Source organism: Kocuria cellulosilytica, assembly GCF_040981245.1.
Lineage (GTDB): Bacteria > Actinomycetota > Actinomycetes > Actinomycetales > Micrococcaceae > Kocuria > Kocuria cellulosilytica.
Genome location: NZ_JAVFWZ010000007.1, coordinates 149,666 through 162,874, shown reverse-complemented (window position 1 = coordinate 162,874; position 13,209 = coordinate 149,666). Strand labels below are relative to the sequence as shown.

17 protein-coding genes and 1 riboswitch are annotated in these 13,209 nt (G+C 76.3%); of the genes, 1 reads left to right on the top strand and 16 read right to left on the bottom strand.

The window, feature by feature from the left end; all coding sequences use genetic code 11:
* Positions 1-35: 35 nt before the first annotated feature.
* Entirely contained in the window at positions 36-416 is a 381-nt protein-coding gene (hisI, locus tag RCG67_RS12060) for a phosphoribosyl-AMP cyclohydrolase (RefSeq protein ID WP_368826525.1), read from the bottom strand.
* Positions 417-496: 80 nt separating this feature from the next.
* Positions 497-1,138 (bottom strand): Pr6Pr family membrane protein, encoded by a 642-nt coding sequence (locus RCG67_RS12055; protein WP_368826523.1) that lies wholly within the window; start codon positions 1,136-1,138, stop codon positions 497-499.
* Between the two features lie 144 nt (positions 1,139-1,282).
* On the opposite strand from RCG67_RS12055, the gene RCG67_RS12050 reads away from it, so the two are divergent.
* Entirely contained in the window at positions 1,283-1,789 is a 507-nt protein-coding gene (locus tag RCG67_RS12050) for a hypothetical protein (protein WP_368826521.1), read from the top strand.
* A 10-nt stretch (positions 1,790-1,799) separates the two neighbouring features.
* On the opposite strand, the gene RCG67_RS12045 is transcribed toward RCG67_RS12050, so the two are convergent.
* From RCG67_RS12045 to def, 14 genes are all read right to left on the bottom strand, one after another.
* A complete protein-coding gene (locus RCG67_RS12045) occupies positions 1,800-2,804 on the bottom strand; it encodes a helix-turn-helix transcriptional regulator (protein ID WP_368826519.1) in 1,005 nt (334 codons plus the stop codon).
* A gap of 58 nt (positions 2,805-2,862) precedes the next feature.
* Positions 2,863-3,039, bottom strand: a complete 177-nt coding sequence (locus RCG67_RS12040) for a hypothetical protein (protein WP_368826517.1) — start codon at positions 3,037-3,039, stop codon at positions 2,863-2,865.
* A 90-nt stretch (positions 3,040-3,129) separates the two neighbouring features.
* Positions 3,130-3,894 (bottom strand): imidazole glycerol phosphate synthase subunit HisF, encoded by a 765-nt coding sequence (gene hisF / locus RCG67_RS12035; RefSeq protein ID WP_058873645.1) that lies wholly within the window; start codon positions 3,892-3,894, stop codon positions 3,130-3,132.
* 44 nt (positions 3,895-3,938) lie between these two features.
* Positions 3,939-4,784 carry an ATP phosphoribosyltransferase gene (hisG, locus tag RCG67_RS12030; protein ID WP_368826514.1) on the bottom strand — a complete coding sequence of 282 codons (846 nt, stop codon included), beginning with the start codon at positions 4,782-4,784 and terminating at the stop codon, positions 3,939-3,941.
* A 59-nt stretch (positions 4,785-4,843) separates the two neighbouring features.
* Positions 4,844-5,107 (bottom strand): phosphoribosyl-ATP diphosphatase, encoded by a 264-nt coding sequence (locus tag RCG67_RS12025; protein WP_058873647.1) that lies wholly within the window; start codon positions 5,105-5,107, stop codon positions 4,844-4,846.
* 70 nt (positions 5,108-5,177) lie between these two features.
* Positions 5,178-5,657: a 6,7-dimethyl-8-ribityllumazine synthase gene (gene ribH / locus RCG67_RS12020; protein ID WP_058873648.1), complete on the bottom strand. Its 480-nt coding sequence runs from the start codon at positions 5,655-5,657 to the stop codon at positions 5,178-5,180.
* A complete protein-coding gene (locus RCG67_RS12015; RefSeq protein ID WP_368826511.1) occupies positions 5,654-6,415 on the bottom strand; it encodes a GTP cyclohydrolase II in 762 nt (253 codons plus the stop codon). Before RCG67_RS12015 ends, ribH begins: the two co-directional genes overlap by 4 nt.
* Complete coding sequence (ribB, locus tag RCG67_RS12010; protein WP_082697015.1) at positions 6,412-7,086, bottom strand: 3,4-dihydroxy-2-butanone-4-phosphate synthase; 675 nt, start codon at positions 7,084-7,086, stop codon at positions 6,412-6,414. The genes RCG67_RS12015 and ribB overlap by 4 nt, the downstream gene beginning before the upstream one ends.
* Positions 7,086-7,763, bottom strand: coding sequence for a riboflavin synthase (locus tag RCG67_RS12005; protein ID WP_368826509.1), 678 nt, complete (start codon positions 7,761-7,763; stop codon positions 7,086-7,088). The genes ribB and RCG67_RS12005 overlap by 1 nt, the downstream gene beginning before the upstream one ends.
* 128 nt (positions 7,764-7,891) lie before the next feature.
* On the bottom strand, positions 7,892-8,950 hold the full coding sequence (gene ribD / locus RCG67_RS12000; RefSeq protein WP_368826507.1) for a bifunctional diaminohydroxyphosphoribosylaminopyrimidine deaminase/5-amino-6-(5-phosphoribosylamino)uracil reductase RibD: 1,059 nt from the start codon (positions 8,948-8,950) through the stop codon (positions 7,892-7,894).
* A gap of 117 nt (positions 8,951-9,067) precedes the next feature.
* A riboswitch (FMN riboswitch) is annotated at positions 9,068-9,231 on the bottom strand.
* Positions 9,232-9,297: 66 nt separating this feature from the next.
* Positions 9,298-9,963: a ribulose-phosphate 3-epimerase gene (gene rpe, locus RCG67_RS11995; RefSeq protein WP_368826505.1), complete on the bottom strand. Its 666-nt coding sequence runs from the start codon at positions 9,961-9,963 to the stop codon at positions 9,298-9,300.
* 34 nt (positions 9,964-9,997) lie between these two features.
* The gene (locus RCG67_RS11990; protein WP_368826503.1) at positions 9,998-11,605 is read right to left on the bottom strand and encodes an RsmB/NOP family class I SAM-dependent RNA methyltransferase; all 1,608 of its coding nucleotides are present in this window, start codon (positions 11,603-11,605) and stop codon (positions 9,998-10,000) included.
* Positions 11,602-12,525: a methionyl-tRNA formyltransferase gene (fmt, locus tag RCG67_RS11985; protein ID WP_368826501.1), complete on the bottom strand. Its 924-nt coding sequence runs from the start codon at positions 12,523-12,525 to the stop codon at positions 11,602-11,604. Before fmt ends, RCG67_RS11990 begins: the two co-directional genes overlap by 4 nt.
* A gap of 50 nt (positions 12,526-12,575) precedes the next feature.
* Positions 12,576-13,196: a peptide deformylase gene (gene def, locus RCG67_RS11980; RefSeq protein WP_368826499.1), complete on the bottom strand. Its 621-nt coding sequence runs from the start codon at positions 13,194-13,196 to the stop codon at positions 12,576-12,578.
* Positions 13,197-13,209 lie beyond the last annotated feature (13 nt).

Genomic DNA, 13,209 nt, shown 5'->3' with positions numbered 1-13,209 from the left:
TCCTGGTGGCGGACGGGAGTACGGGGGTGGGCGGGTCAGACGGCGGAGACGGCGCCGAGGTCGCGGCCGTCGAAGCAGCTGCGGGTGCCGGTGTGGCAGGCCGCGCCGGTCTGGTCGACCTGCACGAGCAGCGCGTCGCCGTCGCAGTCGAGGCTGACGCTGTGCACCGCCTGGACGTGCCCGGAGGTGTCGCCCTTGCGCCAGTACTCCTGGCGGGAGCGGGACCAGAACGTCACGCGCCCCTCCGTCAGGGTCCGGCGCAGGGCCTCGTCGTCCATCCAGCCCAGCATCAGCACCTCGTGGGTGTCGTGCTGCTGCACCACGGCGGCCACGAGGCCCTGGGGGTCGCGCTTGAGCCGCCGGGCCACGGCGGGGTCGAGGACGTCGGTTCCGGTGTCGGGGGTCTGCTCGCTCATCGCCACCCATCCTATCGACCCGGCCGCACGCCACGGGCCGGGACCGTCCGGCGGGGGCCGGCGGGAGCGGCCCGGGGCGCTCAGGAGCTCCTGCGCGGGTCCGGCGGGACGGTGGGCAGCCGGGTGGCGGCGACGGTCAGGAAGGACACCGCGAGGATGAGCACGGACAGCCCGAGGGCGTAGGTGCCCACCGCCCGGTAGCCGCCCACGAGGGCCGGGTCGAGGAAGAAGTACGGGTACCAGCCCACCATCTGCCCCCGGACCAGGGTGTAGACGGCCCACAGGGCCGGGAACACGGTGGACGCCCAGGTCGCGGCCCAGCGCAGCCGCCGGCGGCCGGGGCCCAGCAGGAAGTCGGCCACGGCGTAGACGGGCAGCACGAAGTGCAGCACCTGCGAGGACAGCGGGACGAGGAAGAGGTGGCCGAACAGCTCCGCGTTGGCGAGCAGCACCCCGAAGACCGTCCCGGAGACCACGGTGTAGGTGGTGGCCATCGCCCGGAGCCCGGTCAGCCAGCCCGGCTCCTCGGCCCCGGCGGCGGTGTGCAGCGAAGCCAGCAGCAGGGCCACCACCAGCAGGAGGGCGCTGTGGATCGTGAAGTAGCTGAACAGGTTGGAGCCCAGGCAGGTGCGCGTCACGAAGGCGCACTCGGACCGGGAGACCAGGGCCCAGACCGCGACCGCCAGGGCGCAGGCCCGGGCGGCGACGACGACGACTCGCACGTTCGACCTCCTCCCGGCCCTCCGGGCTCCAGGATAGGAGTCCCGGCGGCGGGGATCCGTCCGCGCCGGGGCCCTGCCCGGGCCGGGCGGTGGCACCTATGGTGGGAGCAGGACCAGATCGGCGGCGGACGGGGCACGAGGACGATGCGATCCACGACGGTGGCGGGGCGGTGGCGTGCGGCCCCCGGCGCGGTGGCGGCCGTTCTCGCCGTCGCGCTGGTGGGCGGGTGCGGGGACCCCGGCGCGCCGGGCCCCCCCGGCGCCTCCCCCGGCGCCACGGCCGCGCCGGCGACCTCCCCCGCCGGGACGCCCGCGCCGGCCCCGTCCGGCCCGTGGGGTGCGTACCCGGACCGGAGGGAGGCGTGCGCGGCGGTCGCCGACGACCTCCTGGCGCTCGCCCTGCTGCCGGCCGGGCTCTCGGCCGGGCCGACCGTGGCGGACGTCCAGGACGTCGAGGACGAGGTGGAGGCCGTGCGGGACGCGGCTCCGCCGGCGCTGGCCGCGGACCTCGCGCGGGTGCAGCTGCTGGTCGACTCCTACGGCGAGGAGCTGGCGGAGGACCCCTCGGCCGGCTTCGACGGGCAGGCGCTCGACGAGGCGCTCGCCCCCGTGCGGGAGTGGCTGGACGAGACCTGCCGGGGCGGGTCCTGAGCCGGCGGGCTCAGCGGTGCAGCGTGGCGCTGGGCGCCTCGCCGAACCGGCTCCGGTAGGCGGTCGCGAAGCGCCCGGGGTGGGCGAAGCCCCAGCGCGCCGCGACGGCGGCGACCGTCTCGTCCGCGACCGGGTCGGCGCGGAGCAGGTCGCGGCGGGCGGCGTCCAGGCGGGCCTCCCGCAGGTGGCCGACGGGCGTGCGGCCGAGCTCCCGGCGGAACGCGGCCTGCAGCCCCCGCGGGCTCATCCGCGCCGCCGCGGCGATCTCGGCGAGGCCGATGTCCTCGTGCAGGTGCTCCTCGACGAACGCCACCGCCCGGCGCAGCTGGGCGGGCAGCGCCGGTGCGCCCGCGGACGGCGCCGGCTGCGCGAGGAAGGTGTTCGGGAAGCAGTGCAGCAGCGCCGTGGCCAGCGCCCGGAACGCCTCGGCCCGCACCAGCGGGGTGCTCAGCGCCTCGGCGTTGGGCAGCAGGTCCTGGTGGAAGTGCCGGACCTCGGAGAGCCAGTACTGCGTCAGCTGCGGGGACACCGGCGTGCTGCCCGTGAAGCGCAGTCCGAAGGCCGGCTCGCCCAGCAGGCCGCGCGCGAGGTCCTGGACGGCGTCCGCGTCCAGGACCACGGTGCCCAGTTCCAGCAGCCCGTCCCACCGGCCACCGTACAGCCCCTGCGGCAGCAGGAACGGCAGGGCCGTGCTGATCTGCTCCCTCCCGGCGCTGACCGTCAGCCGCCCGGTCAGCACGTGCACCACGGAGTACGTGCCCGAGACGTCGCCCGTGCCCGAGGACTCCGAGGTGGCCAGCCGGAACCGGTGCGCCAGGAGGGGGCCCGTCGAGGCCGCCGCCATCCGCAGCTCGAACGAGCCGTCGGCCGGCGCCCGCATGCCGAGGCCCGTGTAGAGCTCGGACATGGCCTCGATGCCCCGGTCGGGGTCGCGGGTGGAGAACGACGTCCGCCGGAGCGGGCCGCCCGGGGCGCGGGGGTCCTCCCCCGCCCCGGAGCTCTCGGACGTGCTCATCGGTCTCCTCCGCGCGTGCGGCAGCGGCCCCGGGGCGGGGCCGCTGCCGCACGGTGCGCTATCGGCGGTTGAGGAGGCCGCGCAGCTTGCCGCCGAGACCGCGGCCGGACCGGCCCGCGCCGGCCTGGCCGGCGGCGTTCATTCCGCGGGTGCCCCGGCGGCCGCCGGCGGCGCGCCCGGCGGTCGTCCCGCCGGATCGCCCGGTGAAGCTCCTGATGATGCTGTTCAGTCCCACGGTGGACTCCTTCGTCGTCGGCCTGTCGAGCGACTGTCGTCAGCTCACTGCCGACTCTACGCCCGCAGGACGTCCCGGGCCACGGGTCGTTCAGCGCACCTCGTGGCCGGCCGCGCGCAGCGCGTCCTTGACCTCGGCGATCGCGTGCACGGGACCGAAGTGGAAGATCGAGGCGGCGAGCACGGCGTCGGCGCCCGCGTCCACGGCCGGCGGGAAGTGCTCGGGGGCGCCCGCGCCGCCGGAGGCGATCAGGGGCACGTGCACCCGGGCGCGCACGGCCCGGATCATCTCCAGGTCGAAGCCCTCCTGCGTGCCGTCCGCGTCCATGGAGTTGAGCAGGATCTCCCCCACCCCGCGGTCCTCGGCCTCCCGCGCCCAGTCGAGGGCGTCGAGGCCGGTCAGCGTGCGCCCCCCGTGGGTGGTGACCTCGAAGCCCGAGGCGGTGTTGCCCGTGCGGCGGGCGTCGAGGGACAGGACGAGCACCTGGCTGCCGAAGTGCCCGGTGATCTCGTCGATCACCTCCGGACGGGCGACCGCGGCGGTGTTGATGGAGGCCTTGTCCGCGCCGCAGCGCAGCAGCCGGTCCACGTCGGCGACCGCGCGGACGCCGCCGCCCACGGTGAGGGGGATGAAGACCTGCTCCGCGGTGCGGGAGACCACGTCGAAGGTCGTCGCCCGGGCCGCCGAGGACGCCGTGACGTCGAGGAAGGTCAGCTCGTCCGCGCCGGCCTCGTTGTAGCGCTTGGCGAGCTCGACCGGGTCACCGGCGTCGCGCAGGTTCTCGAAGTTCACGCCCTTGACGACTCGACCGGCGTCGACGTCCAGGCACGGGATGACACGTACGGCAACGCCCACTGGCGGCACCTCCTCGGCTGCGGGAACGGGCGGGTGGGCAGGACTCAGATCCGGGCGGCCTGGATCGGGGAGACCAGGATGGCGCGCGCCCCGACGTCGTAGAGGGCGTCCATGACCTTGTTGGTCTCCGACTTGGGGACCATGGCGCGCACGGCCCAGGCGTTGCCGCGGCCGAGCCGGGAGATGGTGGGCCCCTCCATGCCGGGGGTGATCCGGGTGGCGGCCTCGACGTACTCCTCGGCGACGTCGTAGTCCATCATCACGTACTGCCGGGCCACGAGCACCCCCTGCAGGCGGCGGCGCAGCACGGCCAGGCCCTCGGGCTCGGTGGCGGCACGGCTGCGGATGAGCAGCGCCTCGGAGGTCATGATGGGCTCGCCGAAGACCTGCAGGCCCGCGGCGCGCAGGGTGTTGCCGGTCTCCACGACGTCGGCGATCGCGTCGGCCACGCCCAGCCGGATCGAGGACTCCACGGCCCCGTCGAGACGGACCACGGAGGCGTCCACCCCGCGCTCGGCGAGGTGGTCGCGCAGCAGGCCGTCGTAGCTCGTGGCGATCCGCCGGCCCGCCAGCTCGGCGATCGAGGAGAACTCGCCCGCGGGCCCCGCGAAGCGGAACGTGGACCGGGCGAAGTCCAGTCCCAGGTCCTCGTCGGCGTGGGCGCCGGAGTCCAGGAGCAGGTCCCGGCCGGTGATCCCCACGTCGAGGATGCCCCCGCCCACGTACACGGCGATGTCCCGGGGGCGCAGGTAGAAGAACTCGACGTTGTTCTCGGGGTCCACGAGCACCAGCTCGCGGGAGTCCCGGCGCTGCCGGTAGCCGGCCTCCTTGAGCATCGTGACGGAGGATTCGGACAGGGCGCCCTTGTTGGGCACTGCGACACGCAGCATGGGGTTCCTTCTCGGCTTCGGGGCTTCGGTGGGGCGGGGACGCCGGTGCGGCGGGGCGCTCAAAGGTGGCGGTAGACGTCCTCGAGCCGCAGGCCCTTGGCGACCATCATCACCTGCAGGTGGTAGAGCAGCTGCGAGATCTCCTCCGCGGCCTGCTCCGAGGTCTCGTACTCGCAGGCCATCCAGACCTCGGCGGCCTCCTCGACGACCTTCTTGCCGATGCCGTGCACGCCGGTGTCGAGCTCGCGGACCGTGCCCGAGCCTTCCGGGCGGGTCGCGGCTTTGTCGCTGATCTCGGCGAAGAGGGTCTCGAAGGTTTTCACGACTACCAGGGTAATGGGTCCGCGGGGGCCTCCCGACCGGCAGCGCACCGGACGGCCCGCGGTGCGGGGCTCAGACGCCGAGGGAGCGCAGCAGCAGCGCGGTCCGCACCGCGGCGGCCGTGGCCTCGTAGCCCTTGTCCTCCTGGGAGCCCTCGAGCCCGGCACGGTCCAGGCCCTGCTGCTCGGTGTCGCAGGTGAGCACCCCGAAGCCCACGGGCACGCCGGTGCGCACCGACACGTCCGTGAGTCCCTGCGTGGCCGCCGAGCACACGTAGTCGAAGTGCGGGGTGCCGCCGCGCACCACCACCCCGAGGGCCACCACGGCGTCCAGGCCCGGGGCCAGGCGCGCGGCGGCGACGGGCAGCTCGAAGCTGCCGGGCACGCGCACCACCGGCGCGTCCCGCACGCCGGCGTCGGCGAGCGCGCGGCGGGCGCCGTCGAGCAGCCCGTCCATGATCACCGTGTGCCAGCTCGAGGCGATGACGGCCACGCGCAGGCCGCTCGCGTCGGCGGTGCTGAGGTCGATGTCGGGGGCGCCGTGTCCGCTCATGGGGTGAGGTCTCCTGTGCTGTCGAGATCGTTGTCGAAGGTGCTGTCGAGGGTGCTGTCGAACGTGCTGTGGGCGGTGCCGCCGGTCCGGTCCGCGGGCTCCGGCGCGCCGCGGCGGGGGGCGGTGGTGTCGTCGACGTGGCGCAGGCGGTGCCGCATGCGGTCGCGCTTGGTCACGAGGTAGTCGTGGTTCTCCGGGCGGGCCGGCACCTCGTTGGGCACCATCGCGACGACGTCGATGCCCAGGTCGGCCAGGCGCTCGGCCTTGGCGGGGTTGTTGCTCAGCAGCCGGATCCGGCTCAGCCCGAGCCGGTGCAGGATGGCCGCCGCCGCGGAGTAGTCCCGGGCGTCGGCGGGCAGGCCGAGCAGCTCGTTGGCCTCGACCGTGTCCGCGCCGCCGTCCTGGAGCTTGTAGGCGCGCAGCTTGTTGACCAGGCCGATCCCCCGGCCCTCGTGGTTGCGCAGGTAGAGCAGGGTGCCGCCGTCCTCGGCGATCCGCCGCAGCGCCAGGTGCAGCTGGGGTCCGCAGTCGCAGCGGAAGGAGCCGAAGACGTCCCCCGTCAGGCACTCGGAGTGCAGCCGCACCAGCGGGGGGCGGCCCACGGGCACGCGGCCCGGGGACGGCGCGGTGAGGCTGAGGTGCTCGGCGACCGCGTTCCCGGGCCCGCCCGGCAGCTGCCAGCCGATGACCTCGAACCGGCCCTCGGGCGTGGGCACGACCACGGGCTCGGAGCTGACCAGGGGGGCGTCCGGCCTCATCGGCGGTCCTCCTGCAGCTGCGCCGCCAGGTCCTCGATGCTCACGAGCGGGATGCCGTGCCGGTCGGCGAAGGCGCGCAGGGCGGGCAGGCGCATCATCGAGCCCTCGTCGTGGACGAGCTCGGCGATCACGCCCACGGGTTCGAGGCCCGCGAGGGAGCACAGCTCGACGGCGGCCTCGGTGTGCCCCCGGCGGACGGCGACCCCGCCGTCCGCGGCGCGCAGGGGCAGCACGTGCCCGGGCCGGGTGATGTCCCCCGGTCCGGCCGCGGGGTCGGCGAGCACCCGTGCGGTGAGCGCGCGGTCGGCGGCGCTGATGCCGGTGCTCACCCCGTCGCGGGCGTCGCACGTGACGGTGTAGGCGGTGCCCTTCGAGTCCTCGTTGACGTCGACCATCGGGGGCAGCCGCATCGCGTCCGCCCGGGCCCCGGTCATGGGCACGCACACGACCCCGGAGGTGTGCCGGATCGTGAAGCCCATCAGCGCGGGCGTCGCGTGCTCGGCGGCGAACACGATGTCGCCCTCGTTCTCCCGGTCGGCGTCGTCCACCACGACGACGGGCCGGCCCTGGGCCATGGCCTCGACGGCCGCGCCCACGGGGTCGAGCCGGATCTGCCCGGTCGTCCCGTCCCCGCCGCGGCCCGTTCCCTCGTGGGTGCTGCTGGTCCGCATCATGCTCCTTCTCCTGCCGTGGTCCGGGCCGTTCCCGGCGCCGGGGTGCTGTCGGTCCGGGCGAAGGCCAGCAGGCGCTGGGCGTACTTCGCGAGGACGTCGACCTCGAGGTTGACGGACGCGCCGACGGGGCGGCGTCCGAGGGTGGTCTCCGCCAGGGTCGCCGGGATGAGCCCGACCTCGAACCAGTGCTCCGCGGCCCCGGGCGCGCTGACGGCCGTCACGGTGAGGGACACGCCGTCGACGGCGACCGAGCCCTTCTCGGCGACGAACGGGGCCAGCTCGGCGGGCACGGCGACCCGGACCCGCTCCCACTCCCCGAGGTCCTCCCGGGCCGAGACGGTGCCCGTGCCGTCCACGTGGCCCTGGACCACGTGACCGTCGAGCCGCCCCCCGGCGGGCACGCAGCGCTCCAGGTTCACGCTGTCGCCCGCGGCCAGCGCTCCGAGGGTGGTGCGCACGAGCGTCTCGCCGATGACGTCGGCCAGGAACTGACCGGGACCGATCTCCGCGGTGCGGGTGGCCGTGAGGCAGACGCCGTTGACGGCGAGGGAGCCGCCGTGCGGCAGGTCCGCGACGAGGGGCCCGGCGTCCACGAGGAGGCGGGCGCTCGTGCCGTCCGGGCCGGGGTCGACCGAGCGCACGGTGCCCTGGCCGGCGACGATTCCTGTGAACATGCGGTGCTTCCTCTGTCTCTCGGTCTGCAGCCCGTCGGTCTGCTGTCTGTCGGTCTTCGGTCTCTTCGTCCCGGGCCCGTGCCGGCCGCGCCCGCGGCCCGGCGCGGTGGCCCCGGACCGGGTGCCGCTCAGTCCGGCGGCACGGGCCGCAGGTGGATCCACAGGTCCGGGCCGAGCTGCTGCACGGGCCCACCACCGGTGGGGTCGAGCCGCCACCGGGAGGCGTCCGCGAGGGTGCCCACGCCCAGCTCCTCGAAGGCGGGCCGTCCGGCCCCGAGCACGAGGGGCGCCTGGTAGAGACTCAGCTCGTCGACGAGCCCCGCGCGCAGGAATCCCGCGGCCACGGTGGCCCCGCCCTCGATCAGCACGTGGCGCACGCCGGCGTCGTAGAGCTCGGCCAGGGCGGAGTGCGGGTCGCGGGTCGCGACGTGCCGGAAGCGCCCGTCGGTCCCGCGGATCGCGGCGTCCGGCGGCACCGGGCGCAGGCCCATGACCACGCGCAGGGGCTGCCGCGGCACGGCGCCGCCGTCGCCGGTGCGGGCGGTGAGGCGGGGGTCGTCGGCGAGGACCGTGCCGCTGCCCACGAGGACGGCGTCGGCGCGGGCCCGCAGGTCGTGGCCGTGCTCGCGGGCGGACGAGGACGTGATCCACCGGCTGGTCCCGTCCGCGGCGGCGATCCGGGCGTCGAGGCTCTGGGCGACCTTCAGCGTCACGAACGGCCGCTGGGCGCGCATCGTCTCGCCCCAGCGGTCGTTGAGGGCCTCCGCCTCTCCGGCCAGCACCCCTCCCCGGACCTCGACCCCCGCGGCCCGCAGGGTGGCGGCGCCGCCGGCGGCGGCGAGCGTGCGGTCGGGGGCGCCGTAGACCACCCGGGGCACGCCCGCCGCGATGATCGCCTGGGCGCACGGGCCGGTGCGGCCCCAGTGGTTGCACGGCTCGAGGGTCACGTACATGGTGGTCCCGCGCAGGTCGGTGCCGGCGGCCGCGGCGCGCTCCAGGACGTCGACCTCGGCGTGGACGGTGCCCGCCCCGCGGTGGTGGCCGACGTGCAGGACCCGGCCCCCGGCGTCGACGAGGACGGCACCCACGAGCGGATTGGCCCCGCGCGGGCCGCGCGCCGCCGCGTGCAGGGCGGTCCGCATGACCGACCGCTCGGCGTCGTCGCCGCTCCGGTGCTGCGGGTCCATCACGTCGTCCTTTCCCGGGTCGGTTCCGGGGCGCAGGACAACGGTGCGGCCGGCCGGACCCGCGGGTCCGGACGGCGCCGTGGCCGGTGCCGTGGACGGCACGGCACGGGAGCCGTTGAACGTGTTGCCTTCCATCCAGACTGTGACTGTCGGTACCGGAGTTCCACCGGTTCGGCCGGGCGACCCGCCGGTGCGGGCGCTGGGCGCCTGCACGGACGTGGTCGTCCGGTTCGCGGACTGTGACCGCCGGTTCGGACTTGCACCGACCCCGGAACACGTTGTTCGTGCCTCGATTATGTCACAGGGGGTGCCGCCGGCGGCCCGCCGGGGCGCGGCGGGCCGCCGGCTCAGTCCTGGGCCGCGCGGGCCGCCCCGCGCAGCGCGGTGATCGCGGCCTCGGGGTCCCCCGCGCCGTAGACGGCGGAGCCGGCCACGAACGTGTCGGCCCCGGCCTCCGCGGCCCGCACGATGGTCTCCTCCGTGATCCCGCCGTCCACCTGCAGGGCCACCCGGCCCCCGCCCGCCCGGATCGCCTCGGCGGCCCGCCGGATCTTCGGCAGGGTGACGTCGAGGAAGGCCTGCCCGCCGAAGCCCGGCTCCACCGTCATGACCAGCAGCATGTCCAGCTCCGGCAGCAGGTCGAGGTACGGCTCCACGGGGGTCGCGGGGCGCAGGGCCATCCCGGCCCGGGCACCGTGGGCGCGCAGCTCGCGGGCCAGCTTCAGCGGGGCGCGCGCCGCCTCGGCGTGGAAGGTCACCGACTCGCAGCCGAGCTCGGCGTAGCCGGCGGCCCAGCGGTCCGCGTCCTCGATCATCAGGTGCACGTCCAGCGGGAGGGGGCTGACCGCGAGGATCCGCTCCACGAGGGGCATGCCCAGCGTCAGGTTCGGGACGAAGTGGTTGTCCATGACGTCCACGTGCACGGCGTCGGCGGTGCTGATCCGGCCGAGCTCCGCCTCGAGGTTGACGAAGTCGGCGGAGAGGATCGAGGGGTGGATGCAGGTTCGGGACACGGGGACTCCTGGAGGTGGTCGGTCGGTCGGGGCGTCAGCGCTTGCGCAGCAGGGCCAGGAACATCGCGTCCGTGCCGTGCACGTGCGGCCACAGCTGGACGGTCACCGCGCCGGAGCCGCCCTCCCACGGGCGGGACGGGTCGCGGTCCCCCTCGAGGCTGCCGGGCAGGGCTGCGGCGCGGACCGGCTCCAGGGCGTCGGCCGGCTCGGCGTCCCGGCGCCCGGCCAGCACGTCCTGGACGACGGCGAGGGTCTCGGCGGCGTGCGGGGAGCAGGTGGCGTAGGCGACCAGGCCGCCGGGGCGGGCCACGTCCAGGGCGGCGTGCAGCAGCTCCCGCTGCAGCGGCCCGAGCTCGGCCAGGTCGCGGGGGCTGCGCCGCCAGCGCGCCTCCGGGCGGCGGCGCAGCGCCCCGAGCCCGGTGCACGGGGCGTCGACGAGCACCCGGTCGAAGCCGGCCTGCTCCGCGGTGCGGCCGTCGAGCAGCTCCTCGACGTGGCGGCCGTCCCCCGTGCGCACCGACCAGGCCCGCTCCGGGACCGGTCGCAGGGCCCGGCGCACGAGCTCGGCCCGGTGCGGGGCCACCTCGTTGGCCGTCAGGTGCGCCCCGCGCCGGTCGGCGAGCGCCGCGAGCAGGGCGGCCTTCCCGCCCGGGCCGGCGCACAGGTCCAGCCAGCGCTCGCCCTCCGCGCTGCCGGGACCGCCCCGGTCGCCGCCGGGGCCCTGCCCGGCGGCGACCAGGGCGCGGGCCACGAGCTGGGACCCGGCGTCCTGGACGCGGACCCCGCCCCCGCGGACGGACGCCAGCCGGTGCAGGTCACCGCCGCTGCTCAGCGCCGAGTCCGGGACGAGGCTCCCCTGCTCGGCGCCCGCGGCGAGAGCCTCGGTGAGGTCGCCGAGGCCCGGCAGGGCCACGAGGTTGACCACGGGGGCGGCGTTGTCCGCCTCGAGCAGGGCCTCGATCTCGGCGGCGTCCCGCCCGTGGGCGGTCAGCGCCTGGCGCAGCGCCCGGACCACCCACGCGGGGTGGGCGTGGGCCAGCCCGAGGCGGGCGGTCTCGTCCGCGGCGTCGGCGGTCAGCTCCGCGATCCAGGCCGGCAGGCCCCGGGCCGCGACCTTGCGCAGCACGGCGTTGACGAGCCCGCCGGGGCCCGCCCCGACGACGGCCCGGACGAGGCCCACCGTCTGGTCCAGGGCGGCGTGGTCGGGCACGCGCATGGCCAGCAGCTGGTGGGTGCCCAGGCGCAGGGCGTCCAGGACCGCGCCGTCGAGCGCGCCGAGGGGACGGTCGACGCACCGGGCCAGCACGGCGTCCCAGGTGCCCTGCCAGCGCAGCGCCCCGTAGGCCAGCTCCGTGGCGAAGCCCGCGTCCCGCCGGTCCAGGCGGTGGGCCCGGACGAGCTTCGGCAGCACGAGGTTGCCGTAGGCGCCCTCCTCGGACACCGCGCGCAGGGTCTCGAACGCGGCCAGCCGGGCCGGATCGGCCCGCCGGGTCCGCCGCGCGGGCGCCGCGGCGGAGAAGCTCCGGTCGGCCTGCGCGGGCCGGTTGCGCTCGCGTCCCCCGGCGCTGCGCCGCGGGCCCCCGGGCCGCCGGTCGCGCTCGCCCCGCCGGGCGCCGTGCTGCCGGTCCTCGCGCTCGCTCACTCGAACACCACCTCGTCCTCCGTGCTGCGGCCCCGCGCCCAGGCGGTGGCCTCCATGGTCTTCTTCCCCGCCGGCTGCACCCGGGTGAGCTGGACCGCGTACGATCCCGTGCCCACGAGCACGGCGTCCCCGCGCAGCACGCACCGCCCCGGGGCCAGCCCCCGGACGTCGGGCCGCGGCACCACGCGGTCGAGCTTGAGCCTGCGGTCCTCCAGCCGGGTCCACGCCCCGGGCTCGGGGGTCGCCCCGCGCACCCGGTGCGCCACGGCCACGGCGGGCTCCGTCCAGCGGACCCGCCCGTCCTCGGCGGTGAGCTTGGGGGCGTGGGTCACCTCGCCCTGCTGCGGGGCCGGGCGGGCGGAGCCGTCGACCACGGCGCGCAGGGAGTCCGCGAGCAGCGGTGCGGCGGTGCGGGACAGGCGCTCCAGCACCGTCCCGGCGGTGTCCTCGGGGCGGACCACGTCGGTCATGGTGCCGAGGACGGGCCCCGTGTCCAGACCGGCCTCCAGCAGGAAGGTGCTGGCGCCGACCACCGTGTCCCCGGCCATGAGGGCGCGCTGCACGGGCGCGGCGCCGCGCCACTGCGGCAGCAGGGAGAAGTGCAGGTTGATCCAGCCGTGCGGCACGGCGTCCAGGGCGGCCTGCGGGACCAGGGCCCCGTAGGCCACGACGGCGGCGACGTCCGCCCCCAGTCCCCGGATCCGCTCGGTCAGCTCCGCGTCCACCCGGTTGGCCTTGAGCACGGGGATGCCGCGCCGCCCCGCCTCCTCGGCCACGGGCGAGGGCGTGAGCACCTTCTTGCGCCCCACGGGGGCGTCGGTGCGGGTCAGCACGGCCACGACCTCGACGTCGGGCCACTCGGCCAGGTGGACCAGGGACGGCACGGCGACGGACGGCGTGCCGGCGTAGAGGATCTTCACGGCTCTCCTGACGGGTGGCGGCGGGGCGGGTGGCTCGGGCGGGGCGGGGCTCAGGCGAGGCGGGACGGGCCGGCGCCGGGCGAGGACCCCGCACCGAAGGAGGACCCGGCACCGAAGGACGAGCCGGCACCGAAGGACGAGCCCACGTGCGCGGCGCGCTGCCCGGCCACGCCGCGCACCACCCCGTCGTAGTCGGCGGCGCGGATGGCCCGCATCGCCTCCTTCTTGGCGGCGCCCACCAGCCGGTCGACGTAGAGCCGCCCGTCCAGGTGGTCGGTCTCGTGCTGCAGGCAGCGCGCCAGCAGACCGGTGCCCTCGACGGCCACGGGACCGCCGTGCTGGTCGAGGCCGGTGACGCGGGCCCAGTTCCGGCGGGGGGTGTCGAAGCCGAGCCCCGGCACGGACAGGCAGCCCTCGCCGCCCTCCTGGGGCTCCTCGCCCACCTCCAGGACCGGGTTGACCACGTGGCCCTCGCTGCCCTCGACCGCCCAGGTGAACAGCCGCACGCTCACCCCCACCTGGGGCGCGGCGAGGCCGACGCCCCCGACGTCCAGCATCGTCTCGTGCATGTCCGCCACGAGGCGGCGCAGGGCGTCGTCGAACACCGTGACCTCCTCGGCGCGGGTGCGCAGGACGGGATCACCGATGGTGCGGATGGGCAGGACGGACATGGAGGGACCTCGC